A 24,351-nucleotide genomic window follows, 5' to 3' on the forward strand; every position below is an offset into this window, starting at 1 on the left:
GCGCCCGCGCGGCGCAGTGCGGGTGGCGTCGTCGGCCGCGGCCCGCCGGCCGCACGCGCGTCGCTCACGATCAGGCCGTCTCGCCGACCAGACGCTCGACGGCGTCGATGGCGTCGCCGATCGCGGCCGGGTTCTGGCCGCCGCCCTGGGCGACGTCGGGCTTGCCGCCACCGCCACCGCCGAGGGTCTTGGCGGCCGTACGGACCAGCTCGCCGGCCTTGAGGCCGCGCCCACGGGCGCCCTCGTTGGTGGCGATGACGGTCAGCGGACGGCCGTTGGCCGTGGTGAACAGGGCCACGACGGCCGGACGGTCACCCGGGATGCGGCCCCGGACGTCGAGGACCAGCTTGCGCAGGTCGTCGGCGGAGGTGCCGTCCGGGACCTGGCCGGTGACCAGGGCGATGCCACGCACGTCCTTGGCGCTCTCGACGAGACCGGCGGCGGCCTGGAGGACCTTCTCCGCGCGGAACTTCTCGATCTCCTTCTCGGCGTCCTTCAGCTTGCCGAGCATGGCCGCGATCTTCTCCGGCAGCTCCTCGGAGCGGCCCTTGACCAGCTCCTGGAGCTGGGCGACGACCGTGTGCTCCTTGGCCAGGAAGTTGTACGCGTCGACGCCGACGAGGGCTTCGATCCGGCGCACGCCGGAGCCGATCGACGACTCGCCGAGCAGCTTCACCAGACCCAGCTGGGCGGTGTTGTGGACGTGCGTACCGCCGCACAGCTCCTTGGAGAAGTCGCCGATGGTGACGACCCGCACGCGCTCGCCGTACTTCTCGCCGAACTCGGCGATGGCGCCCTGCTTCTTGGCCTCGTCGATGCTCATGACCTCGGCCTGGACGTCGAGCTCGCGGGCCAGGACCTCGTTGATCTTCTGCTCGACGTCGGTGAGGACCGTGCCGGGGACGGCGGCGGGCGAGCCGAAGTCGAAGCGGAAGCGGCCCGGGGAGTTCTCGGAGCCCGCCTGGGCGGCCGTCGGGCCGAGGGCGTCGCGCAGCGCCTGGTGGGTGAGGTGGGTGGCGCTGTGGGCGCGGGCGATGGCCCTGCGGCGCGTGACGTCGATGGCGGTGTAGGCGGAGGCGCCCACGGTCACCTCGCCGACCTGCACCGAGCCCTTGTGCACGGAGACACCGGGGACCGGCTGCTGGACGTCGCGGACCTCGATGACGGCGCCCGTGTCGAGCTTGATCCGGCCCTGGTCGGCGAGCTGGCCGCCGCCCTCGGCGTAGAACGGTGTGCGGTCGAGGACGACCTCGACCTCGTCGCCCTCGGAGGCGGCCGGAGAGGGGACACCGTCGACGAGCAGACCGACGATGGTCGACTCGCCCTCGGTGTGGCCGTAGCCGGTGAACTCGGTCGAGCCGGAGGTGTCGGCGACCTCGCGGTAGGCGGACAGATCGGCGTGGCCGGTCTTCTTCGCCCTGGCGTCGGCCTTGGCGCGCTCCCGCTGCTCCTTCATGAGCCGGCGGAAGCCGTCCTCGTCCACGGTCAGGCCCTGCTCGGCGGCCATCTCCAGGGTGAGGTCGATCGGGAAGCCCCAGGTGTCGTGGAGCAGGAAGGCCTTGTCGCCGGAGAGGACCTTCGAGCCGGCGCTGCGGGCCTCGGTGACGGCGCCGTCCAGCACGTTCGTACCGGCGTTCAGCGTCTTGAGGAAGCGGACCTCCTCGGCGAGCGCGACGGACTCGATGCGCCTGCGGTCGGTCTCCAGCTCCGGGTACTGCTGCCCCATGGTCTTGATGACCACGTCGACGAGAGCGGCGACCACCGGGTCGGTGGCGCCGAGGAGGCGCATGTTGCGGATGGCGCGGCGCATGATGCGGCGCAGCACGTAGCCGCGGCCCTCGTTGCCGGGGGTGACTCCGTCGCCGATGAGCATCACGGACGTCCGCAGGTGGTCGGCGACCACGCGGAGGGACACGTCCGAGTCGTGGTTCTCGCCGTAGCGGACGCCGGTGAGCTCGGTGGCCTTGTCGATGACGACGCGCAGGGTGTCGGTCTCGTACATGTTCTGCACGTCCTGCAGGATCATGGCGAGACGCTCGAGGCCCAGACCGGTGTCGATGTTCCTGCTCGGCAGGTCTCCGACGATCTCGAAGTCCTCCTTGGAGGTGCCCTCGCCACGCTCGTACTGCATGAAGACCAGGTTCCAGATCTCCACGTAGCGCTCGTCGTTGACGGCCGGGCCGCCCTCGACGCCGAACGCGGGACCACGGTCGTAGTTGATCTCCGAGCAGGGGCCACAGGGGCCGGGCACGCCCATGGACCAGAAGTTGTCCTTCTTGCCGAGGCGCTGGATGCGCTCGGCGGGGACGCCGACGACCTCGCGCCAGATGCGCTCGGCCTCGTCGTCGTCGAGGTACACCGTGATCCAGAGCTTCTCCGGCTCCAGTCCGTAGCCGCCGTCCGCCACGGAGCCGGTGAGCAGCTCCCAGGCGTACTTGATGGCGCCTTCCTTGAAGTAGTCGCCGAAGGAGAAGTTGCCGCACATCTGGAAGAACGTGCCGTGGCGGGTGGTCTTGCCGACCTCTTCGATGTCGGGCGTACGCACGCACTTCTGCACGCTGGTGGCGCGCGGGGCGGGCGGCTTGGTCTCGCCCAGGAAGTACGGCTTGAAGGGCACCATGCCCGCGTTGACCAGGAGCAGAGTCGGGTCGTCCGCGATGAGCGACGCCGAAGGCACGACGGTGTGCCCGCGCTCCTCGAAGAAGCTCAGCCAGCGGCGGCGGATTTCAGCCGACTCCATCAGTGGTCCTCATTCCGGTCGTACGGATGCTTCTTGTCAAGCATCTCGTAGTGCTTCCTGTACTGCTTCTGGTTTTCGAGGGCGGCGCGACCGCGCTGCGCGGGCAGTCCCCGGTCGACGGGCTCCTCGATCCCCAGGGCCTCGCCGAGCTCGGCCTCGCGCTGGGCCATCCCGGCCCGGACGTCGAGGGCGAAGTCCTTGAGACGGTGCCCGGTCTCGACCGCCTTGTTGGCGGCCTGTGCGGCCAGGCTTTCCGGGGTCAGCTGCTTGAGCTTCCGGTTGACCTTGGTGGTGGCCCACACGCCGGCGGCGGCGCCCGCGGTGAACCAGAACGCACGACGGAACATCGCGCTCAGCCCTTCTGCTTCCGGCGCCTCGCGGCCGGTACGGTGCGGCCGACGACGACCGTGCGACGGGTCTGCGCGGGCGGCACGTCGGTCTTGTTGCGGCTCATCGCCCGGCGTACGCCGTAGCCGAACGCCGCGACCTTCACCAGCGGGCCGCCGAAGGTCGAGGCGACGGTGGTGGAGAGCGCCGAGGCGTTGGAGGTGACCTCCTGGACGTCGGAGGCGATGGCGTCGACCCGGTCGAGCTGGGTCTGCGCGGACCGGACGGTCGCGGAGGCGTCGGCCAACAGTGGCACGGCCTGCTCGGTCACGTCCGCCACCAGCTTGGTGGTCGCCCTGAGCGTCTGCGCCAGCCTCACCAGCACCACGGCGAGGAAGGAGACCAGGATCGCCCAGAAGACAGCCACCAGGATCCCGGCAACCTCTCCACCGGTCACGCTGCACCGCTCTCTGCTCGTCGAGGGTCACTTCGAAAGTCTTTGTCCGACCCTATCGCGCCGGAGGTCGCGCCCCGTACCCGTATCAGTACAGGAACGCGACCCCGTCCGGGAACGCGAGAGCCCGCCGCTCCCCCGCCGGAATCGGCGAGGTGGCGGCGGGCTGAGGCGCGAAGCCGGGGTCGTCTACGACCGCTGGATCAGCGGGCGTAGTACTCGACGACCAGCTGCTCGTCGCAGATCACCGGGATCTCCTTGCGGTTCGGCTCCCGGTCCAGGCGGAAGGCGAGCGCCTTGAGGTTGACCTGCAGGTAGCGCGGGGTCTCGCCGTCGGGCGCGTAGCCACCCTCACGGGCGACCTGGAAGGGGTGCTTCTCGCGGGAGCGCTCGCGGATCGTGACGACGTCGTCCGGGCGGACACGGAACGAGGGCTTGTCGACCTTGCCACCGTTGACCTCGACGTGGCCGTGAACGACCATCTGACGGGCCTGGTAGATCGTGCGGGCGATGCCGGAACGGAGCACCAGGGCGTCGAGACGGCGCTCGAGCTCGATGATCAGGGCCTCACCCGTCTTGCCCTGGACCTTGCTGGCGCGCTCGTAGGCACGGACCAGCTGACGCTCGGAGACGTCGTACTGGGCGCGAAGACGCTGCTTCTCGAGCAGACGGACCTTGTAGTCCGAGTTCTGCTTGCGGCCACGGCCGTGCTCACCCGGCGGGTAGGGGCGAGCCTCGAAGTACTTGACGGCCTTCGGCGTCAGGGCGATGCCGAGTGCACGCGACTTCTTGACCTTGGGTCGCGACTGGTTCACGGGGAACCTACCTCCATGTAAGTTAGGTGAGCCTTACCTTAATCGAGGAGGACGTAATGTCTCGACCACATGGGATCCCCCTGCCCAGTGCGCATCGCAGTTCAGACGCCCCAGCGCCTGCTTACGACGACGATGAACAAGGTCAGCCGCGTCCCAGGGAAGACGCTCGGCAGCCCACCAAAGCCGAGCGCGTACGAACCCTCGTTGAGTACAACGCCTCAGTATCCCTCACGCTGCCGGGTGCTCGCGACCAGGGTCCCGGGTTCTGGGAACCCGCCGCGCGCACCGTCACCCCTGAGGGGGACGTCGTTCTCCTTGTGCCATGGGATTCTCCCACCGCCAGGGCCGCGGCCTACGCCCAGGACGACGACCTGACCTGCGTGATGGAGATCACGGATGTCGCCCCCGTCGCCGTACGGCAGCGCATCCGCGGCCGCGCCTGGCTCGCCGGCTGGCTCACCGCCGTGCGCAACGAGGACCGCGACCGCTACCGGGAACTGCTCGCCGAGCGGCACCCCGTGCGCGCGGTGCTGGAGAGCGACGCGGAGCACCCGTCCTGGATGCTCGTACGGCTGGAGACCGGCGAGATCTCCGTGGACGACCTGTGGGGCACGGGCTGTGTGGAGCCCGACGACCTCGGCAGGACCGAGCCCGATCCGGTCGCGCGGCACGAGGCGGAACTGCTGCAGCATCTGCACTCCACCCACGCCGACCAGGTGCGCGGGCTGGCCACCCTGCTCGGCGACCGCAAGGGCAAGGCCTCTGCTGCGGCGCATGACGTGGTGCCGCTGGCGCTCGACCGGTTCGGGCTGCGGGTGCGCATCACGGAGAAGAAGGGGGGCCGCGCCTTCGACGCGCGCTTCGACTTCCCCGAGCCGGTGCGGGACACCGGGGAGCTGCGGCAGGCCATGCACACGCTCTTCTCCGCGGCGATGGGCTGACGAGGCGCCTCAGCGGTCGTTCGCCGCTTCACCGCCCCGGAGGCGCTCGCGGACCTTCTCGACCACGTCCGCGTAGCGTGCCTCCGCGCCGTACCGCGTCGGTTCGTAGTAGCGCTTGCCGTGGACCGCGTCCGGCGCGTACTGCTGCGGGGCGATGCCGCCCGGGACGTCGTGCGGATACACATACCCCTGGGCGTGGCCCAGCTTGGCCGCGCCCTTGTAGTGGCCGTCGCGCAGATGCGGCGGGACCGGGCCGGCCAGACCGCCCCGCACATCCGCGAGAGCGGCGCCTATCGCCATCGTCGCGGCATTGGACTTCGGGGCCAGGGCCAGCGCGATGGTGGCATGGCTGAGGGTGAGCGCCGCCTCGGGGAAACCGATCATGGCCACGGCCTGGGCGGCGGCGACGGCCGTCGGCAGCGCCGTCGGGTCGGCGAGGCCGATGTCCTCACTGGCCGAGATCATCAGCCGCCGGGCGATGAACCGGGGATCCTCCCCCGCCTCGATCATCCGGGCGAGATAGTGCAGGGCCGCGTCCACGTCGGAGCCGCGGATGGACTTGATGAGCGCGCTCGCCACGTCGTAGTGCTGGTCGCCGTCCCGGTCGTACTTCACGGCCGCACGGTCGACGGTCTCCTCCACGGTCGTGAGGGAGATGTCCTTCTCGCTCTTGGCGAGGGCCGCGCCGGCGGCGGCCTCCAGCGCGGTCAGCGCCCGCCGGGCGTCTCCCCCGGCGATCCGCAGCAGATGCGCCTCGGCGTCGTCGGGCAGCGTCACCGCGTCGCCGAGACCGCGCTCCTCGGCCAGTGCCCGCCGCATCAGGGCGCGCAGATCGTCGTCGGTGAGCGGCTCCAGGGTGAGCAGCAGGGAGCGGGACAGCAGCGGGGAGATCACCGAGAAGTACGGATTCTCGGTGGTCGCCGCGATCAGCGTCACCCAGCGGTTCTCCACGGCGGGGAGCAGGGAGTCCTGCTGGGCCTTGCTGAAGCGGTGGATCTCGTCGAGGAAGAGGACGGTCTCCTTGCCGAAGCCGCCGGCGGCGCGACGGGCGCCCTCGATGACCGCGCGGACCTCCTTGACGCCGGCCGTGATCGCGGAGAGCTCGACGAAGCGCTTGTTCGTCGCCTTGGAGACGACATACGCGAGCGTCGTCTTGCCGGTGCCCGGCGGGCCCCAGAGGATCACCGACGAGGCTCCGGCGGGCCCGCCGGAGCCTTCGCCGACGAGTCTGCGCAGCGGTGAACCCGGCTTCAGCAGATGCTGCTGTCCCACGACCTCGTCGAGGGTGCGCGGGCGCATCCGGACCGCCAGGGGACTCGCGGACGGGTCCTTCTCCTGGCGTTCCTCTGCTGCGGCGGTAAAGAGATCGGGCTCCACGTGAAGAAGCCTAAGTGAGGGCACTGACAACCCTGTCCACGCCCTCGGCCGGATCCGTCAGCCGGTCCAGAAGTCCCACCAGCGGGTCAGGATCAGCATCCCGATGACGCCGGTGTGCAGCACGGGCGGGACCCAGGCGAACTCGGCCAGGAAGCTCTTGGCCCACGCCGGGGCCGGGAGCAGTCCGGTGCGGATGTTGTGCGAGGTCACGTACCAGAACATGAAGATCGTGGCGACCCACGCCAGCGAGCACCACAGGCACAGCGCGTTGATGTTGTACAGCGACTGGTACTGCAGCCAGGTGCAGAATCCGACGCCGAAGAGCGTGCCCGCGTTGAACGTCAGCCAGTACCAGCGGCGGAAGCGGGCTCCCGCCAGCAGGCTCATGCCGACGCAGATCACCACGGCGTACGTGGCCAGGCCGAGCATCGGGTTGGGGAACCCGAAGGCGGAGGCCTGGTCGCTCTCCATGACGCTGCCGCAGGAGACGATCGGGTTGAGGCTGCAGCCGGGGGTGAAGGTCGTCCCGGCGATCTTGGCCTCGAGGATCTTGAACTTGTCGATCGTGATGACCCAGGAGGCCAGCAGCCCGGCCGCGCCGGTGATCACCAGGAGCCAGGCGAACGCGCGGCTGCCGCCGACGGCAGCGCGCGCGGCCTCCGCTTCCTTGCCGGAGGACACACCGTCAACCGCTGCAGTCGTCATATCGCCGTTCCATCACTCGGGCACCGCTGGCACCGTCATTCTGCCGCACCCCTGCGCGCATCCACCGTTCGATGGACATAAGGACGTACCCGCGCAGGGGCTCGAGGGCTCACGCCCACCTCAGGACAGACGTGACCTGACCGCCGCGACCAGGCCGTCCAGCGGGACCGCCGTCTGCTCGCCCGACTCCATGTCCTTGAGCTGGACCACGCCCTCCGCGAGATCCCGCTCGCCGGCGACGATCGCGTACCGCGCACCACTGCGGTTCGCGTTCTTCATCGCACCCTTGAGGCCCTTGCCGCCGTAGCTGAAGTCGGCGGCGACGCCCGCCCTGCGCAGCTCGGTGACGACACCGAAGAGGACGCGGCGCGCCTCCTCGCCGAGCGGGACGGCGAACACGCCGGTGGCGGAGGGCAGTTCGAGCTCGATGCCCTCGGCCTCCAGCGCCAGGACCGTACGGTCGACACCGAGGGCCCAGCCGACGGACGGCAGCGCGGGGCCGCCGATCATCTCGGACAGGCCGTCGTAACGACCGCCGCCACCCACGGCGGACTGCGAGCCGAGACCGTCGTGGACGAACTCGAAGGTCGTGCGCGTGTAGTAGTCCAGTCCGCGCACCAGCTTCTCGTCGTCCTCGTAGGCGACGCCGGCCGCCGTCAGCAGGTCGCGCACCTCCTCGTGGTACGCCTTGCACGCGTCGCACAGGTGGTCGCGCAGCAGCGGCGCGCCCACGAGCTGCCGCTGGACGCTGTCGCGCTTGTCGTCGAGGACCCGCAACGGGTTGATGTCGACCCGGCGCCGGGTGTCCTCGTCCAGGTCGAGCCCGCGCAGGAAGCCCTGGAGCGCGTCGCGGTAGACGGGGCGGCACTCCTTGTCGCCGAGCGAGTTCAGCAGGATGCGGAAGTTGCTGAGGCCCAGCGAGCGGTACGCCTGGTCGGCCAGGATGATCAGTTCGGCGTCGAGCGCCGGGTCCTCGGCGCCCAGCGCCTCGGCGCCGACCTGCGAGAAGTGCCGGTAGCGGCCCTTCTGCGGGCGCTCGTAGCGGTAGTACGAGCCCGAGTACCAGAGCTTGACCGGCAGGTTCCCGGCCTTGTGGAGATTGGCCTCCAGAGCGGCGCGCAGCACGGACGCGGTGCCCTCGGGCCGCAGGGCGAGCCTGTCGCCGCCCTTGGTCTCGAAGGCGTACATCTCCTTGGTGACGATGTCGGTGGACTCACCGACGCCGCGTGCGAACAGCTCGACGTTCTCGAAGCCGGGCGTCTCGATGTAGCCGTAGCCGGAGTTCCTCAGCGGCGCGGCGATCGCCTCGCGCACCGCCAGGTACTTGGCGGAGTCCGGCGGGATCAGGTCGTACGTGCCCTTGGGGGCCTGGAAGGTGCTCACGGGCAGTCTCGCTACATTCCTCGTCGGGGAGCGGCGGTCGTGCCGTCTCCCTGGCCGGCGGCGACCTCCCGCAGATACGGGTTGGTCGCGCGCTCACGGCCGATGGTGGTCTGGGGGCCGTGGCCGGACAGGACCACGGTCGAGTCGTCGAGCGGCAGGCACACACGGCCCAGCGAGTCGAGCATCTCGGCCATGTCACCGCCGGGCAGGTCGGTGCGTCCGATGGAGCCGGCGAACAGCAGATCGCCCGAGAAGAAGACCGGCGGGATGTCCGCGGCCTCGGGCAGAGTGAAGGTCACCGACCCCTTGGTATGGCCGGGCGCGTGCGACACGGTCAGCTCGAGACCGGCCAGCTTCAGGGCCGCGCCGTCCGTCAGCTCGTGGACGTCGTCCGGCTCCCCCACGGTCAGCTCGCCCATGAGCGGCATCCCGATGGAGCGGCCGAGAGCCTTCTCCGGGTCGCTCATCATGTAGCGGTCGGCGGGGTGGATCCACGCCGGCACGTCATGGGCTCCGCACACCGGGACGACCGAGGCGACATGGTCGATGTGGCCATGGGTGAGCATCACGGCCACGGGCTTGAGCCGATGCTTCCTGAGCGTCTCCTCGACTCCCTCGGCGGCCTGGTGGCCCGGGTCGATGATCACGCACTCCTCGCCTGCGGCCGGGGCGACCAGGTAACAGTTGGTCCCCCAGGCCCCGGCGGGGAACCCGGCAATAAGCACGATCGTCCTCAGTCTGTCGTCCGACGGGGATTCGCTCGACGAATGGCAACAGGTCAGAGCCTACCGGCGCAGTTCATTTCACAGCGAACCCGTATACGGTACGGGCACACCCGGCCCGATAGATCACATCATCCACGAGGAGAAGACCCGGTGGTCAGCAGCGATCAGCGGCGGCGGCAGCTCGCCAGGGAGAAGTTCGAGCGGCAGCAGCGACGCCGCGAGGAGATCCGCAAGAAGTCCAGGCGCCGCAACGCGATCATCGCGGCCGTTCTCGCCGTGGTCGTGGCCGCGGGTGGCGCGGCGTACCTCTCGGTGGGCCTGTCGGACGGCGGCGGCAAGGACGACTCCGCGGTGAAGGAGGCCGACCAGTCCCCGACGCCCACGCAGAGCGAGAGCAGTGTGCCGGAGCCCGCGATGGCCATCGCGGCGAAGGGCACGTACACGATGTCGATGAAGACCAGCCAGGGCGACATCGCGTTCACGATGGACGCCGCGAAGACCCCGCACACGGTGAACTCGTTCAAGCACCTCGCGGACAAGGGCTACTTCGACAACACGAAGTGTCACCGGCTGACCACGGAGGGCATCTTCGTCCTGCAGTGCGGCGACCCGAAGGGCGACGGTACGGGCGGTCCTGGCTACACGATCCCGGACGAGAATCTGGCCGGCCTCGGCAAGGCCGGCGCCGACGGCACCGTCACCTACCCGGCGGGCACGGTGGCCATGGCGAACACGGGCGCGCCGAACAGCGGCGGCAGCCAGTTCTTCCTCGTCTACAAGGACAGCAAACTCCCGCCGTCGTACACGCCGTTCGGCACGATGGACGCGGCAGGGCTCACGGCGGTCGAGGCCGTCGCGGCGGGTGGCGTCGAGGGCGGGGCCAAGGACGGCGCCCCCACGAAGGCCGTCACCGTCAAGAAGGCAGCGGTCAGCAAGGGGTGACCCGGCGAATTCGGCGGTGCCGAGTGCGGACAGCCGGGCGGCCGGTCGCCTAGATTGGCGTTGTGCAGCACGGGCGCGGTCCGTGCTGTGGAGGGCGGGGATCCCGTCCAGGAAACTGTGGACGATGCCCAGGGGCCCGAGCCCCTCGGGGCATCATGTGGAGGAGGCGCTGTGAGCAGCGACCCGTGGGGCCGCGTCGACGAGACGGGCACCGTGTACGTGCGGACTTCCGACGGTGAGCAGGTCGTCGGATCGTGGCAGGCCGGCACTCCCGAGGAGGCACTGGCCTACTTCGAGCGCAAGTACGAAGGCCTGGTCGTCGAAATCGGCCTCCTCGAGAAGCGGGTGAAGACCACCGACCTGTCGGCGAAGGACGCGACGACCGCGATCGAGCACATTCGCCAGCAGGTGGACGAGCACCACGCCGTCGGCGACCTCGCGGCGCTGCGCGTGCGGCTGGACGCGCTCGTCGCGGCGGTCGACGCGCGCCGCGAGGAGCGCAAGGCCCAGAAGGCGAAGCAGACCGACGAGGCCCGGCACGCCAAGGAAGCACTGGTCGTCGAGGCCGAGGAGCTGGCGCAGAGCGAGCAGTGGCGGGCGGCCGGGGAGCGGCTGCGTGCGCTGGTGGACACCTGGAAGGGTCTGCCGAGGCTCGACCGCAAGTCCGACGACGAGCTGTGGCACCGCTTCTCGCACGCCCGCTCGGCGTTCTCCAAGCGCCGCAAGGCCCACTTCGCCGCTCTGGACGCACAGCGCGAGGTGGCCCGCCAGACGAAGGAGCGGCTGGTCGCCGAGGCCGAGTCGCTCTCCGGTTCGACGGACTGGGGCCCCACGGCCGCCCGCTACCGCGATCTGATGGCGGAGTGGAAGGCCGCGGGCCGCGCCCAGCGCGAGCACGAGGACGACCTGTGGAACCGTTTCCGCGGCGCCCAGGACGTCTTCTTCGCGGCCCGCGGCGGGGTGTTCGCCGAGCGCGACGCCGAGCAGTCGGAGAACCTGAAGCTGAAGGAAGAGCTGGCGGTCGAGGCCGAGAAGATCCTGCCCGTGACGGACCTGAAGGCCGCTCGCGCCGCCTTCCGGTCCATCAACGAGCGCTGGGAGGCCATCGGCCATGTCCCGCGTGACGCCCGCCCGAAGGTGGAGGGCCGGATGCACGCGGTGGAGCGGGCGATCCAGGAGGCCGAGGAGGCCGAGTGGCGCCGCACCAACCCGGAGGCGCGGGCGCGTGCCGAGGGTCTGACGGGCCAGCTGCAGGCCGCCGTCGACAAGCTGCGGACACAGATCGACGCCGCGCGCGCGGCGGGCAACAACGCCAAGGCGGACAAGCTCGCGCGGGAGCTCGAGGGACGTCAGGCGCTGCTGGACCAGGCCCTCAAGGGCCTGGAGGAGTTCGGCGGCTGACGAGCCGTCACGAAGGCCCCGGGTACGGATTCCGTACCCGGGGCCTTCGTGCATCCGGCCGGGCGCAGCCCCGGCTACGGCTACAGCTACGGCCGCCGCGCGGACGTCACGCGATACACGTCGTACACGCCCTCCACACCCCGCACCGCCTTCAGGACATGACCCAGGTGCTTCGGGTCGCCCATCTCGAAGGTGAAGCGGGAGGTGGCGACCCGGTCGCGCGAGGTCTGGACGGCCGCCGAGAGGATGTTGACGTGCTGGTCGGACAGGACGCGGGTGACGTCCGAGAGGAGCCGGGAGCGGTCCAGGGCCTCGACCTGGATGGCCACGAGGAAGACCGAGGACTGGGTGGGCGCCCATTCGACGTCGAGGATGCGCTCCGGCTGCTGCGACAGCGAGTCCACGTTGACGCAGTCCGCGCGGTGCACGGAGACACCGCTGCCGCGGGTGACGAAGCCGATGATCGGGTCGCCGGGGACGGGGGTACAACAGCGGGCGAGCTTCACCCAGACGTCGTCGACGCCCTTCACGACGACACCGGGATCCGCGTTGGCGCGGCGCTTGCGGCCACGCCCGCGCGACGGCGGTACGGACTCGGCGATGTCCTCGGTCGCCGCTTCCTCTCCGCCGAGCGCCTGGACGAGCTTCTGCACGACGCCCTGGGCGGCGACATGGCCCTCGCCGATCGCCGCGTACAGCGAGGAGATGTCGGGGTAGCGCATCTCGTGCGCGAGCGTGACCAGCGAGTCGCCGGTGAGGATGCGCTGGATGGGCAGGTTCTGCTTGCGCATGGCACGGGCGATGGAGTCCTTGCCCTGCTCGATCGCCTCGTCCCGGCGCTCCTTGGAGAACCAGGCACGGATCTTGTTCCTCGCCCGGGGCGACTTGACGAAGCCCAGCCAGTCGCGGGAGGGGCCCGCGCCGGTCGCCTTGGAGGTGAAGACCTCCACCAGATCGCCGTTGTCCAGGGTCGATTCGAGCGGTACGAGACGTCCGTTGACGCGGGCGCCTATGGTGCGGTGCCCGACCTCGGTGTGCACGGCGTACGCGAAGTCGACGGGGGTGGCGCCGGCGGGCAGCGCTATGACGTCGCCCTTCGGCGTGAAGACGAAGACCTCGTTGCGGGACAGGTCGAAGCGCAGGGACTCCAGGAACTCGCCCGGGTCCTCGGTCTCCTTCTGCCAGTCGAGCAACTGCCGCAGCCACGCCATGTCGTTGATGGCGTCCTTGTCCTTGCCGACGCCCTTGGGGACGTCGGTACGGACCTTGGAGGCGCCGGCGACGGCCTCCTGCTTGTACTTCCAGTGCGCGGCGATGCCGTACTCGGCGCGGCGGTGCATGTCGAACGTACGGATCTGGAGTTCGACGGGCTTGCCGTTGGGTCCGATGACCGTCGTGTGCAGCGACTGGTACATGTTGAACTTCGGCATCGCGATGTAGTCCTTGAACCGCCCGGGAACCGGGTTCCAGCGGGCGTGGACGGTGCCGAGCGCCGCGTAGCAGTCGCGGACGGTGTCGACGAGGACGCGGATGCCGACCAGGTCGTAGATCTCCGCGAAGTCACGGCCGCGGACGATCATCTTCTGGTAGACGCTGTAGTAGTGCTTCGGCCGGCCGGTGACGGTGGCCTTGATCCGGGCGGCGCGCAGATCGGACTGGACCTCGTCGGTCACTATGGCGAGGTACTCGTCGCGCTTGGGCGCGCGCTCGGCGACGAGCCGCACGATCTCGTCGTACATCTTGGGGTAGAGGATCGCGAAGGCGAGGTCCTCCAGCTCCCACTTGATGGTGTTCATGCCCAGCCGGTGGGCCAGCGGGGCGTAGATCTCCAGGGTCTCGCGGGCCTTCTTCTCCTGCTTCTCCCGCTTGAGGTAGCGCATCGTGCGCATGTTGTGCAGCCGGTCGGCGAGCTTGATGACCAGGACGCGCGGGTCCTTGGCCATGGCGACGACCATCTTGCGCACGGTCTCGGCCTGCGCGGCCTCGCCGAACTTGACCTTGTCGAGCTTGGTGACGCCGTCGACGAGCAGGGCGACCTGGTCTCCGAAGTCACGGCGCAGGGTGTCCAGGCCGTACTCGGTGTCCTCGACGGTGTCGTGCAGCAGTCCGGCCATCAGCGTCGCCGGGTCCATGCCGAGCTCGGCGAGGATGGTGGTGACGGCGAGGGGATGCGTGATGTACGGGTCGCCGCTCTTGCGCTTCTGGCCGCGGTGCCAGCGCTCGGCGACCTGGTAGGCGCGCTCGACCTGGCGGAGCGTCGAGCTCTCGATCTTCGGGTCGTTGCTGCGCACGATCCGCAGCAGCGGCTCCAGGACCGGGTTGTACGGGCTGGAGCGCTGGACGCCGAGCCGGGCCAGCCGGGCGCGGACGCGGTTGGACGAGCCGCCGGAGCGCGTCACGGGGGCGGGCGCCGGGGCCGCGGGCGTGGGCTTGGGGGCCGTCACGGGTGCGGGGGCCGAGCCGCTCGCACTCCCCCGGCCTCCGTCCACGGGCGCACCCGTTCCGCTCCGCTCGGGCGCCGCGGACCCGGCCGGCTGCCCGGGCTTCTTCTCGGGCGCGGCTGGGGCCGCCACAGCCTTCTCGGCGTTCTGGTCGGGCTGCGCGGTGGCGGGACGGGCCTCGTCTGGCAAGAGCGCTCCTCGTGCGGATCCGGGTCCCCCGGTCAGGCCCGGAAAGGCCATGGTATCGATCCCGGGCGTTCACCTCGCCTCGGGACGGGGACTGTCCACAACGCGGAACGGGCACCCGGTGTTCCCGGATGCCCGTTCCTGGTGCCTCGACGGCGGTAACACGCTGGTCAGAGCGTGATCAGCGCCTCCAGCGGGGCGCCGCGGAGCGACGGCTCAAGGCGGGTGCGCCCGCCGAGGAAGCCCAGCTCCATGAGGATCGCGACACCCGCGACCTCGGCGCCCGCCCGGCGGATCAGCTCCAGGGACGCCTCGGCCGTGCCGCCGGTGGCGAGGACGTCGTCGATGACCATGACGCGGTCATCGGCGCCGATGTCCTCGGCGTGGATCTCGATCTCGGCGGTGCCGTACTCCAGCTCGTACGCCTGCGACAGGGTCGCTCCGGGGAGCTTGCCCGCCTTGCGTACGGGGATGAAACCGACGCCGGCCCGCACCGCCACCGGTGCGGCCAGGATGAAACCACGCGCCTCCAGGCCGACGACCTTCGTCGCGCCGTGCGTCACGCACAGCTCGGCGAGGGCGTCGGTGAGGACGGTGAAGGCCGCCGGGTCCGCGAGCAGCGGGGTGATGTCCTTGAACAGCACGCCCGGCTTCGGATAGTCGGCCACGTCCCGGATGCGGCTGAGGAGCAGCTCCCGCATCTCCACCGTCATCGGCGCTTCCCCGACGAGGGGCGGCCGCGGCCACGGCCGCGCTGGCCGACGACGGCTCCGGCGGTCGCGGCGGCACCGGGCAGGGCGTCCTGGGGCTCGCCCGGAACGTCCTCCGAGGCGTCCTCGGCGGACTCGCCCCTGGCGGCCGCGGCGGCGCGCTTGGCGAGGACCCGCTTCTTCAGCGCCTTCATCGCCGGCTCGCGCTCCTTCAGGTCGGCGACCAGCGGAGTGGCGATGAAGATCGACGAGTAGGCACCGGCGGCGAGACCGACGAACAGCGACAGCGAGATGTCGTTGAGCATGCCCGCGCCGAGGAACCCGCCGCCGATGAACAGCAGACCGGCCACCGGCAGCAGCGCCACCACGGTGGTGTTGATGGAGCGGACCAGGGTGCCGTTGATCGAACGGTTGGCGATCTCGCTGTACGTCCAGCGGGTCTGCTTGGTGATGTCCTTCGTGCCTTCCTTGAGGCTGTCGAAGACGACCACCGTGTCGTACAGCGAGTAACCGAGGATGGTCAGCAGACCGATCACCGTGCCCGGAGTGACCTCGAACCCGACGAGCGCGTAGATGCCCACCGTGATCGTGATGTCGTGGATGAGTGCCACCAGGGCGGCGAGCGCCATGCGCCACTCGAAGGCGATCGCCAGGTAGACCACCACGAGGATCATGAACACGCCGAGGCCGGTCCACGCCTTGTTGGCGATCTGCTCACCCCAGCTGGGGCCGACCAGCTCCGCGTTGATCTCGCCCGTGATGTTCAGGTCCTCGGCGAGCTGCTTGCCCACCGTGTTGGCCTGGGCGGTGTCCAGCTCGCTGACCTGGATGCGCAGGGTGTCGTTGCCGAGCTTCTGGACGATCGCGGGGTGGCCCGAGGCCTCCTCGGCGAACTCCTGGGCCTGGGCGACGGACACGCTCGTCTTCGGGGTGGTGAAGACGGCACCGCCCTTGAACTCGATGCCCATGTTGAGACCGCTCACCGCCAGGCCGACGATGGCCGTGATGGTGATCAGGATCGAGACGGCGTACCAGATCTTCCGCTTGCCGACGAAGTCGTAGCCGACCTCACCGCGGTAGAGCCTGGCGCCGATGGTGCCGAGACGCGACATCTCACGCCTCCTTCGGGTCGGTGGGGGCGGAGACACGGCGGGAGCGGCGCAGCGGCGGCTTGGCCCCGAGGCGCTTCGGGTCCAGTCCGGACCAGGGGTGACCGCTCGAGAAGAACTTCGTGCGGGCCAGGAGCGTCATCAGCGGCTTGGTGAAGAGGAACACCACGACGACGTCGAGCAGGGTGGTCAGGCCCAGCGTGAACGCGAAGCCCTGGACCTTGCCGACGGTGACGATGAAGAGCACCGCCGCGGCGAGGAACGACACGAAGTCGGACACCAGGATCGTGCGCCGGGCGCGCGGCCAGGCCCGCTCGACGGCCGGACGGAGCGTACGGCCCTCGCGGATCTCGTCACGGATGCGCTCGAAGTACACGATGAACGAGTCCGCGGTGATACCGATGGCGACGATGGCACCACAGACCGCCGGCAGGTTCAGCGCGAAGCCGATGGCGGGACCGAGCAGCGACATCAGCGCGTACGTGAGGATCGCCGAGGCGAGCAGGCTGAGCAGGGCCACGATCGACAGACCGCGGTAGTAGACCACCAGGTAGAGGATGACCAGCGCGAGGCCGATGGCGCCCGCGATGAGGCCGGCCTTGAGCTGCTCGCCACCGAGGGCGGCGGTGACGGTGGTGACGCTCTGCTGCTCGAAGCTCAGCGGGAGCGCGCCGTAGGACAGGATGTTGCCGAGGTCCTGGGCCGATTCCTGGTTGAAGCTGCCGGAGATCTCGGCGCTCGCGCTGAGGGTCTGGTTGACCTGCGGGGCCGAGACGACCTCGCCGTCGAGCACGATCGCGAACTGGTTCATCGGCGACGGCTGCTGCGACAGCTTGCTGGTGATCTTCTGGAACTTCTTCGAGCCCGCGCTCGTGAAGTCCATCTGCACGATCCAGATGCCGCGCTGCGGGTCGAGCACGCCCTGGGCGTCGTCGACGTCCTTGCCGTCGACCTCAGCCGGGCCGAGGAGGTACTTCTCCCAGATGCCGCCGCTGTTCTTGCCACAGGCGACGGTCGGCTGCTCGGGCTTGGCGGCCTTGCCCGCGTTGGCGCGGGCGGTCTGGTCGAGGCAGTTCAGAGCGGCGAACTGCTTCTCCACCTCGGCGGTGGCCGGGGCGCTCGGCGTCGGCGCCGGGTTGGGGCTCTCGGGCGCCTTCGGCTTGTCCGTGGCGGCACCGGACGGCGTCGGCGTGGGAGCCTTCAGCGCGTCCGTGAGGGCACGCCCCTGAGTGGTGGGGCTGCTGCTCGGGGCGGTGGCCTTGTCCTTGCCGTCCGTGGCCTTGTCGCCGGGCTTGCCCGACGGCGAGGCGCTCGGGCTGCCGGAGGGCTGCGGCGTCTCGGGGCCGGCGGCCGCCACGTTCAGAACCGGGCGGAAGAACAGCTGGGCGGTGGTGCCCACCTGCTTCTGGGCCTGCTCCGAGTTCGTCCCCTTGGGGATGTTGACGATGATGTTCTCTCGGCCCTGGGTCTGGACCTCGGCCTCGGAGACACCCAGACCGTTCACACGGCGCTCGATGATGCCGACCGCCGTCTTCATGTTGGTCTCGTTGACCGCGCTCTCCTTGCCGGGCTCAGCCTCGGCCTTGAGCGTGATCGTCGTACCGCCCGCGAGGTCGATACCCAGTCGCGGCGTGGTGTCCCCGGACCAGAACATCCCGCCGACGAGAGCGGCCATCACGATCAGGATCAGCGCGAGGGTACGCCCCGGCTTCCCCTGACCCCCCGGCGCCCTTCGGCCCTTCTTCGGTGCTGCCACCTTCTCGTTTCTCCCTGTCCAACCGTCCCGCGCCGGGTGTGCGACGGGGCGGCCACGATGTGTTGTGGGGACCTGCCCCCGCGGAAGAAGTCGGCACGCACCGGGGACCGCGTGCGCCGGTGGGCGCGCCGCGGTCCCCGGTCGCGGCTACTTCGCGTCGGTGTCGCCGTCGCTCTTGTCGTCGCCCTTGGCGTCCTTGACGTCCTTGGCCTCGGCCTCGGGCGTCGCCTCGGCGTCGTCCGCCTCGTCCTTCTTGCCGAGGTCGATCTTGGCATCCTGGGCGTCGTCGGTCAGCGAGGAGGCGTCGTCCGGCACGATCGGGGTGTCGCTCTTGAGGTCGCTGTCACCGTCGCCGTGCACGATCCGGTTGTACTCGGCGTCCTCGAGGACGGCCCCGATGGCGTTCTTCGCGAACACGAGGTGGACGCCGGGAGCGGCCTCCACGAGGACCGTGTCCTCGTTGACCTCCTTGACCGTGGCGTACAGACCGCCGATGGTCCGGATGCCGGTGCCGGGCTGCATCTGGTTCCGCATGTTCGCCGCCGCCTGCTGCTTCTTCTTGGCGGAGCGGGTCATCAGGAACATGGCCCCGATGAGCACGATGAACGGGAGGAGGGTCACGATATCCACGGGACGGAATTCCTTCGCACGACCGCGGTGAGATGCGGCCTGATCTACGGGGGTGGGCACGCCGACCCGGAAGGGCGGCATCGGCGGAGTCTAAGCGAGTCCGCATCGATGGAACAACGCCCAGCATCGCACCCGGGTTCCCGGCCGTGCGACCCCCCGCGCCGTCACGTACCGAACAGCCCCTGTTGTCCGCCCGGACCGAGGCCCTGCTGGGGCGGTACGAGCCCGAGGTGGGCCCAGGCCGCGGGTGTAGCCACCCGGCCACGCGGGGTGCGCGCCAGGAGGCCCTCCCGGACGAGGAAGGGCTCGGCGACCTCCTCGACGGTCTCGCGCTCCTCGCCCACCGCCACGGCCAGTGTCGACAGACCGACCGGCCCGCCCCCGAACAGCTTGAGCAGCGCCTGGAGCACCGCCCGGTCGAGCCGGTCGAGGCCGCGGCCGTCCACCTCGTACACCCTGAGGGCGGCCGCGGCGATGTCACGGGTGATCCGGCCGTCCGCCTTGACCTGGGCGTAGTCGCGGACGCGGCGGAGCAACCGGTTGGCGATACGAGGCGTGCCGCGGGAGCGGCCCGCGATCTCGGCGGCGCCTTCGGTGTCTATCACCAGATCGAGCAGGCCGGCCGAGCGGTGGATGACCCGCTCCAGCTCCGGCGGCCCGTAGAACTCCATGTGCGCGGTGAAGCCGAAGCGGTCACGGAGCGGCGGCGGCAGCAGTCCGGCCCGGGTGGTGGCGCCGACCAGGGTGAACGGCGGCAGCTCCAGCGGGATGGCGGTCGCACCGGGGCCCTTGCCGACGATGACGTCGACGCGGAAGTCCTCCATCGCCATGTAGAGCATTTCCTCGGCGGGCCGCGACATCCGGTGGATCTCGTCGAGGAACAGCACCTCGCCCTCCTGGAGGGAGGACAGGATCGCCGCGAGGTCTCCGGCGTGCTGGATGGCGGGGCCGCTGGTGATCCTGATCGGGGCGCCCATCTCCGCCGCGATGATCATGGAAAGGGTGGTCTTGCCGAGCCCCGGCGCGCCGGAGAGCAGCACGTGGTCGGCGGTGGCACCGCGCGCGAGCGCCGCCTTCAGGACGAGGTCGAGCTGTTCGCGTACGCGCTCCTGGCCGACGAACTCGTCCAGCGACTTGGGCCGCAGCGCCGCCTCGACGGCCTGGTCCTCCCCGTCGGCGGACGCGCCGACGAGTCGCCCGTCCGCCCCGGCGGACGCCGTGTCGCTGCCGTTGTCGTACCGGTCCATGGATGTGCCTCGCGGTCCTCTCGGGCCGGCTCGGGTCCCGCGGCCGGCGGTACGGCGCGCGGCGGAGCCGCTGGTGGTCGGTCGGTGCCGCCCGGTCGCGCCCTGTGGGGGCGCCGCCGGTCAGCGGGTGCGGTTGAGGGTCTGGAGGGCGGCCTTCAGCAGCTGGCCCACGTTCGGTGCGGCTCCGGCCTCCTCCGCGCGAGGGGCGACGGCGCCGACCGCCTCGTCGGCCTCGCGCGAGGCGTAGCCGAGGCCGATCAGGGCGGCGTGCAGCTGGTCGCGCCAGGACTGGGTGACGGGGGCGCCGACGGCACCTGCCGGGGATCCGACGGGTTCGCCGAGGCGGTCCTTCAGTTCGAGCAGCAGCTTCTGGGCGCCCTTCCTGCCGATGCCGGGCACGGCGATGAGCGCCTTCTCGTCATCGGTGGCCACCGCGCGCCGCAGCGCGTCCGGGCTGTGCACGGCGAGCATCGCCTGGGCCAGCCGTGGGCCGACGCCGCTCGCGGTCTGGAGCAGTTCGAAGACCTGCCGCTCGTCGTCGTCCGCGAAGCCGTACAGCGTCAGGGAGTCCTCGCGGACCACCAACGAGGTGGCGAGCCGGGCCTCCTGACCGATCCTCAGCCCGGAAAGGGTGTCGGGCGTGCACTGGACGGCCATGCCGACGCCGCCGACCTCGATCACGGCGGTGGTCGGGGCGAGGGCGGCGACCGGGCCGCTCACAAAGGCGATCATGCGGTACGGCCTTTCGTCGCGTGATGGGCGGCGACCGCCTGCTGAAGGCGGTTCTGCGCGGGAGCGCGCCAGATGTGACAGATGGCGAGGGCCAGCGCGTCCGCCGCGTCGGCCGGTTTCGGCGGGGCGTCGAGCCGCAGCAGCCTGGTCACCATCGCGCCGACCTGGGCCTTGTCGGCGCGGCCGCTGCCGGTGACGGCGGCCTTGACCTCGCTGGGGGTGTGCAGGGCGACGGGCAGTCCACGGCGGGCGGCGCAGAGCATGGCGACGGCGCTGGCCTGGGCCGTGCCCATCACCGTACGCACGTTGTGCTGGCTGAACACCCGCTCCACCGCGACCAGTTCGGGACGGTGTGCGTCCAGCCACTCCTCGATGCCGCGCTCGATGGCGACGAGGCGGTGGCCGATGTCCGCGTCGGCGGGGGTGCGGACGACGCCGACCCCGAGCATCGTCAGCGGGCGGCCGGCGACACCCTCGACGACGCCGATGCCGCAACGGGTCAGTCCCGGGTCCACACCCAGCACACGCACGCGCCCACCCCTTCTTCGCTTTCCCCCGGCCACCGCTGGGAGGTACCCCGATTCGTGCAGGCTATCGGCCCGCACCGACAACGGCCGACAACGCGACGGGCCGGCGGGGATGTCTCCCCGCCGGCCCGGCGTGCGAAGCGGGATCAGGCGTCGACCTTCTCCATGACGTCGTCCGAGACGTCGAAGTTGGCGAAGACGTTCTGCACGTCGTCGCTGTCCTCCAGCGCGTCGATCAGCTTGAAGATCTTGCGCGCGCCGTCCTCGTCCAGCTCGACCTGCATGGTCGGGACGAAGCTGGCCTCGGCCGACTCGTAGTCGATGCCGGCGTCCTGGAGGGAGGTGCGGACGGCGACCAGGTCGGTCGCCTCGCTGATGACCTCGAAGTTCTCGCCGAGGTCGTTGACCTCCTCGGCACCGGCGTCCAGCACCGCGCCGAGCACGTCGTCCTCGCTCAGCCCGCTCTTGGGGAGGACGACGACACCCTTGCGGTTGAAGAGGTACGACACCGAGCCGGGGTCGGCCATGGATCCGCCGTTGCGGGTCATGGCGACGCGGACGTCGGAGGCGGCGCGGTTGCGGTTGTCGGTGAGGCACTCGATGAGCACCGCGACACCGTTCGGACCGTAGCCCTCGTACATGATCGTCTCGTAGTCGGCGCCGCCGGCCTCGAGGCCCGCGCCGCGCTTCACCGCCGAGTCGATGTTCTTGTTCGGCACCGAGCTCTTCTTGGCCTTCTGGATGGCGTCGAAGAGGGTCGGGTTGCCGTCGATGTCGCCACCGCCGGTGCGCGCCGCGACCTCGATGTTCTTGATCAGCTTCGCGAAGAGCTTGCCGCGCTTGGCGTCGATCACGGCCTTCTTGTGCTTCGTCGTGGCCCATTTAGAGTGGCCGGACATCTGCCTGTCTCCTTCGCGTAACCAATCTCTGCTGCGTTCGCCTGTGATCCTACCGGGACCGGGTCACTGCGCGGCGCGCACCATGTCGACGAACAGGGCGTGCACACGGTGGTCGCCGGTCAGTTCCGGGTGGAACGACGTGGCCAGCGCGTTGCCCTGCCGTACGGCGACGATGTGGCCGCCGTGCTCGGCGAGCACCTCGGCCGCCGCGCCGACGGACTCGACCCACGGGGCGCGGATGAAGACGCCCTCGACGGGGTCGCCCTCGACGCCCTTGACCGCGACCGCGCTCTCGAAGGACTCGTTCTGGCGGCCGAAGGCGTTGCGGCGCACGATCATGTCGATGCCGCCGATGGTCTCCTGGCCCGAGCGCGGGTCGAGGATCTTCTCGGCGAGCATGATCAGGCCGGCGCAGGTGCCGTAGACCGGCATTCCGGCGCGTACGCGCTCACGCAGCGGCTCCATGAGGCCGAAGAGGGCGGCCAGCTTGGAGATGGTGGTGGACTCACCGCCGGGTATGACGAGGCCGTCGACCTCGGCGAGTTCCTCGGGGCGCCGGATCGGCCTGGCCACGGCATCGGCCGCGGCCAGGGCGATCAGGTGCTCCCGTACGTCGCCCTGGAGCGCCAGGACACCGACAACTGGGGGCGCCTCCGCCGAAGGCAGGGGGAGGGTGTCGCTCATGGGTGCTGAGTCCTACCAGCCGCGGTTCGCGTAGCGCTCGGTCTCGGGCAGGGTGTCGCAGTTGATGCCGACCATGGCCTCGCCCAGGTTGCGGGAGGCGTCCGCGATGATCTTCGGGTCGTCGTAGAAGGTGGTGGCCTTCACGATGGCGGCGGCGCGCTTGGCCGGGTCGCCCGACTTGAAGATGCCGGAGCCGACGAAGACGCCCTCGGCGCCGAGCTGGCGCATCAGCGCGGCGTCGGCGGGGGTGGCGACACCACCGGCGGAGAACAGCACGACCGGGAGCTTGCCGAGCTGGGCGACCTCGGCGACCAGCTCGTACGGGGCGCGCAGCTCCTTGGCGGCGGCGAACAGCTCGTTGTGGTCGAGGGCGCGCAGGTGGCCGATCTCGTTCTTGATCTGGCGCAGGTGGCGGACCGCCTCGACGACGTTGCCGGTGCCGGCCTCGCCCTTCGAGCGGATCATGGCCGCGCCCTCGGCGATCCGGCGCAGGGCCTCGCCCAGGTTGGTGGCGCCACAGACGAAGGGGGTCGTGAAGGCCCACTTGTCGGAGTGGTTGACCTCGTCGGCCGGGGTGAGCACCTCGGACTCGTCGATGTAGTCGACGCCGAGGGACTGCAGGACCTGGGCCTCGACGAAGTGGCCGATGCGGGACTTGGCCATGACCGGGATGGAGACCGCCTCGATGATCTCCTCGATCATGTTCGGGTCGGACATCCGAGCCACGCCGCCGTCCTTGCGGATGTCCGCGGGGACCCGCTCCAGGGCCATGACGGCGACAGCGCCCGCGTCCTCGGCGATCTTCGCCTGCTCGGCGTTGACCACGTCCATGATCACGCCGCCCTTGAGCTGCTCGGCCATGCCGCGCTTGACGCGCGCGGTGCCGGTCTCGGGGGCCTGCGGGGAGTTGGGGAACGTGCTGGACACGATCGACCTCATTCGGTGACGACGGTTGGTGCTCCGACGAGCAAACATTCCGGCAGCAGGCCACTGCAAGGGCCAATGATGAGCCGGTGGCTCGTTTTCCGTACGGTTTGCGTCCGGACCTCAGGGGCGGTCGGCGAGGGCCACCGGCGGCTCGTCGTCCATCTCGAACGCCAGCGGGAACGGGGCGTGCCCGGCCAGGCGGAACCAGCGGACCGTGCGGTGGCGCCGCAGCGCCCGTGCCGCGCGTACGGCGTCGTTGTGGAAACGGCGTGCCATCGGTACGCGCCGTACCGCGGCGGCGAGTTCGTTGGCGGCGTCGTCACCGCCGGGGGCCTCTCGTACGATCTCGACCTGCCCGGCCTCGCCGAACACGGCGCGCAACGCCTGGCTCAGCTCGCTCTCGGCGACCTCGCGGTGTTCCTCGTCGGCCTGGCGGGCGGCGTGCGCGGCCTCGTAGAGCACGATCGAGGCGGCCGGGTCGAGCACGCCCGAGGTGGCGAGTTCCTGGGTGACCGAGGCGCGGCGCACGAGCTGGGCGTCGAGTGCGGCGCGGGCCGCGTCGATCCGGGCGTGGAGGCGGTCGAGGCGCCCGGCGGTCCAGCTGAGGTAGAGGCCGATGGCGACGAGCGCGACGAGGATCCAGATCAGGGTTGCGGTCACGCCGGGTCAATCTACCCGTGGCGGTGAGCGCGC

23 protein-coding genes are annotated in these 24,351 nt (G+C 70.4%); 3 read left to right on the top strand and 20 right to left on the bottom strand.

Features of this window, described 5'->3' with window-relative positions:
* Positions 1 to 70 precede the first annotated feature (70 nt).
* The 4 genes from alaS to rpsD all read right to left on the bottom strand — a co-directional run bounded on the left by alaS (position 71) and on the right by rpsD (position 4,336).
* Positions 71 to 2,740, bottom strand: a complete 2,670-nt coding sequence (gene alaS / locus OG766_RS05610; protein WP_266375796.1) for an alanine--tRNA ligase — start codon at positions 2,738 to 2,740, stop codon at positions 71 to 73.
* Positions 2,740 to 3,087: a DUF6167 family protein gene (locus tag OG766_RS05615; protein ID WP_266375795.1), complete on the bottom strand. Its 348-nt coding sequence runs from the start codon at positions 3,085 to 3,087 to the stop codon at positions 2,740 to 2,742. Before OG766_RS05615 ends, alaS begins: the two co-directional genes overlap by 1 nt.
* Before the next feature lie 5 nt (positions 3,088 to 3,092).
* Complete coding sequence (locus tag OG766_RS05620) at positions 3,093 to 3,524, bottom strand: DUF948 domain-containing protein (RefSeq protein WP_266375793.1); 432 nt, start codon at positions 3,522 to 3,524, stop codon at positions 3,093 to 3,095.
* A 200-nt stretch (positions 3,525 to 3,724) separates the two neighbouring features.
* The gene (gene rpsD, locus OG766_RS05625; protein ID WP_093658307.1) at positions 3,725 to 4,336 is read right to left on the bottom strand and encodes a 30S ribosomal protein S4; all 612 of its coding nucleotides are present in this window, start codon (positions 4,334 to 4,336) and stop codon (positions 3,725 to 3,727) included.
* Between the two features lie 317 nt (positions 4,337 to 4,653).
* On the opposite strand from rpsD, the gene OG766_RS05630 reads away from it, so the two are divergent.
* On the top strand, positions 4,654 to 5,277 hold the full coding sequence (locus tag OG766_RS05630; protein WP_323137252.1) for a DUF2470 domain-containing protein: 624 nt from the start codon (positions 4,654 to 4,656) through the stop codon (positions 5,275 to 5,277).
* A 9-nt stretch (positions 5,278 to 5,286) separates the two neighbouring features.
* Here OG766_RS05630 and OG766_RS05635 read toward each other — a convergent pair whose 3' ends face one another.
* The 4 genes from OG766_RS05635 to OG766_RS05650 form a co-directional block, all read right to left on the bottom strand.
* A complete protein-coding gene (locus OG766_RS05635; RefSeq protein WP_266375790.1) occupies positions 5,287 to 6,654 on the bottom strand; it encodes a replication-associated recombination protein A in 1,368 nt (455 codons plus the stop codon).
* A gap of 57 nt (positions 6,655 to 6,711) precedes the next feature.
* Positions 6,712 to 7,359: a vitamin K epoxide reductase family protein gene (locus OG766_RS05640; RefSeq protein WP_266375789.1), complete on the bottom strand. Its 648-nt coding sequence runs from the start codon at positions 7,357 to 7,359 to the stop codon at positions 6,712 to 6,714.
* Between the two features lie 120 nt (positions 7,360 to 7,479).
* Positions 7,480 to 8,742, bottom strand: coding sequence for a histidine--tRNA ligase (gene hisS / locus OG766_RS05645; protein WP_266375788.1), 1,263 nt, complete (start codon positions 8,740 to 8,742; stop codon positions 7,480 to 7,482).
* Positions 8,743 to 8,753: 11 nt separating this feature from the next.
* Complete coding sequence (locus OG766_RS05650) at positions 8,754 to 9,467, bottom strand: MBL fold metallo-hydrolase (protein ID WP_266375787.1); 714 nt, start codon at positions 9,465 to 9,467, stop codon at positions 8,754 to 8,756.
* 150 nt (positions 9,468 to 9,617) lie between these two features.
* On the opposite strand from OG766_RS05650, the gene OG766_RS05655 reads away from it, so the two are divergent.
* Both OG766_RS05655 and OG766_RS05660 read left to right on the top strand, forming a co-directional pair.
* A complete protein-coding gene (locus OG766_RS05655) occupies positions 9,618 to 10,409 on the top strand; it encodes a peptidylprolyl isomerase (protein WP_266375786.1) in 792 nt (263 codons plus the stop codon).
* A gap of 171 nt (positions 10,410 to 10,580) precedes the next feature.
* Complete coding sequence (locus OG766_RS05660; protein ID WP_266375785.1) at positions 10,581 to 11,810, top strand: DUF349 domain-containing protein; 1,230 nt, start codon at positions 10,581 to 10,583, stop codon at positions 11,808 to 11,810.
* Positions 11,811 to 11,896: 86 nt separating this feature from the next.
* Here OG766_RS05660 and OG766_RS05665 read toward each other — a convergent pair whose 3' ends face one another.
* The 12 genes from OG766_RS05665 to OG766_RS05720 form a co-directional block, all read right to left on the bottom strand.
* On the bottom strand, positions 11,897 to 14,440 hold the full coding sequence (locus OG766_RS05665; protein WP_266375784.1) for a RelA/SpoT family protein: 2,544 nt from the start codon (positions 14,438 to 14,440) through the stop codon (positions 11,897 to 11,899).
* A gap of 167 nt (positions 14,441 to 14,607) precedes the next feature.
* Positions 14,608 to 15,150: an adenine phosphoribosyltransferase gene (locus tag OG766_RS05670; RefSeq protein ID WP_266375783.1), complete on the bottom strand. Its 543-nt coding sequence runs from the start codon at positions 15,148 to 15,150 to the stop codon at positions 14,608 to 14,610.
* The gene (secF, locus tag OG766_RS05675; protein WP_266375781.1) at positions 15,147 to 16,259 is read right to left on the bottom strand and encodes a protein translocase subunit SecF; all 1,113 of its coding nucleotides are present in this window, start codon (positions 16,257 to 16,259) and stop codon (positions 15,147 to 15,149) included. The genes OG766_RS05670 and secF overlap by 4 nt, the downstream gene beginning before the upstream one ends.
* A 1-nt stretch (position 16,260) precedes the next feature.
* Entirely contained in the window at positions 16,261 to 18,012 is a 1,752-nt protein-coding gene (secD, locus tag OG766_RS05680) for a protein translocase subunit SecD (protein ID WP_266375779.1), read from the bottom strand.
* Positions 18,013 to 18,159: 147 nt separating this feature from the next.
* The gene (yajC, locus tag OG766_RS05685; RefSeq protein ID WP_266375777.1) at positions 18,160 to 18,642 is read right to left on the bottom strand and encodes a preprotein translocase subunit YajC; all 483 of its coding nucleotides are present in this window, start codon (positions 18,640 to 18,642) and stop codon (positions 18,160 to 18,162) included.
* Positions 18,643 to 18,806: 164 nt separating this feature from the next.
* Positions 18,807 to 19,889 (bottom strand): Holliday junction branch migration DNA helicase RuvB, encoded by a 1,083-nt coding sequence (ruvB, locus tag OG766_RS05690; RefSeq protein WP_266375775.1) that lies wholly within the window; start codon positions 19,887 to 19,889, stop codon positions 18,807 to 18,809.
* 120 nt (positions 19,890 to 20,009) lie between these two features.
* Positions 20,010 to 20,621 carry a Holliday junction branch migration protein RuvA gene (ruvA, locus tag OG766_RS05695; protein ID WP_266375773.1) on the bottom strand — a complete coding sequence of 204 codons (612 nt, stop codon included), beginning with the start codon at positions 20,619 to 20,621 and terminating at the stop codon, positions 20,010 to 20,012.
* Positions 20,618 to 21,151: a crossover junction endodeoxyribonuclease RuvC gene (gene ruvC, locus OG766_RS05700; RefSeq protein ID WP_266375771.1), complete on the bottom strand. Its 534-nt coding sequence runs from the start codon at positions 21,149 to 21,151 to the stop codon at positions 20,618 to 20,620. The genes ruvA and ruvC overlap by 4 nt, the downstream gene beginning before the upstream one ends.
* Before the next feature lie 143 nt (positions 21,152 to 21,294).
* The gene (locus tag OG766_RS05705) at positions 21,295 to 22,047 is read right to left on the bottom strand and encodes a YebC/PmpR family DNA-binding transcriptional regulator (protein ID WP_266375769.1); all 753 of its coding nucleotides are present in this window, start codon (positions 22,045 to 22,047) and stop codon (positions 21,295 to 21,297) included.
* A 63-nt stretch (positions 22,048 to 22,110) separates the two neighbouring features.
* Positions 22,111 to 22,731, bottom strand: a complete 621-nt coding sequence (pdxT, locus tag OG766_RS05710) for a pyridoxal 5'-phosphate synthase glutaminase subunit PdxT (RefSeq protein ID WP_266375767.1) — start codon at positions 22,729 to 22,731, stop codon at positions 22,111 to 22,113.
* A 12-nt stretch (positions 22,732 to 22,743) separates the two neighbouring features.
* A complete protein-coding gene (gene pdxS, locus OG766_RS05715) occupies positions 22,744 to 23,670 on the bottom strand; it encodes a pyridoxal 5'-phosphate synthase lyase subunit PdxS (protein ID WP_266375765.1) in 927 nt (308 codons plus the stop codon).
* Between the two features lie 108 nt (positions 23,671 to 23,778).
* A complete protein-coding gene (locus tag OG766_RS05720; protein WP_266375763.1) occupies positions 23,779 to 24,318 on the bottom strand; it encodes a hypothetical protein in 540 nt (179 codons plus the stop codon).
* Positions 24,319 to 24,351: the final 33 nt, after the last annotated feature.

Source organism: Streptomyces sp. NBC_00259, from assembly GCF_036181745.1.
Lineage (GTDB): Bacteria > Actinomycetota > Actinomycetes > Streptomycetales > Streptomycetaceae > Streptomyces > Streptomyces pratisoli.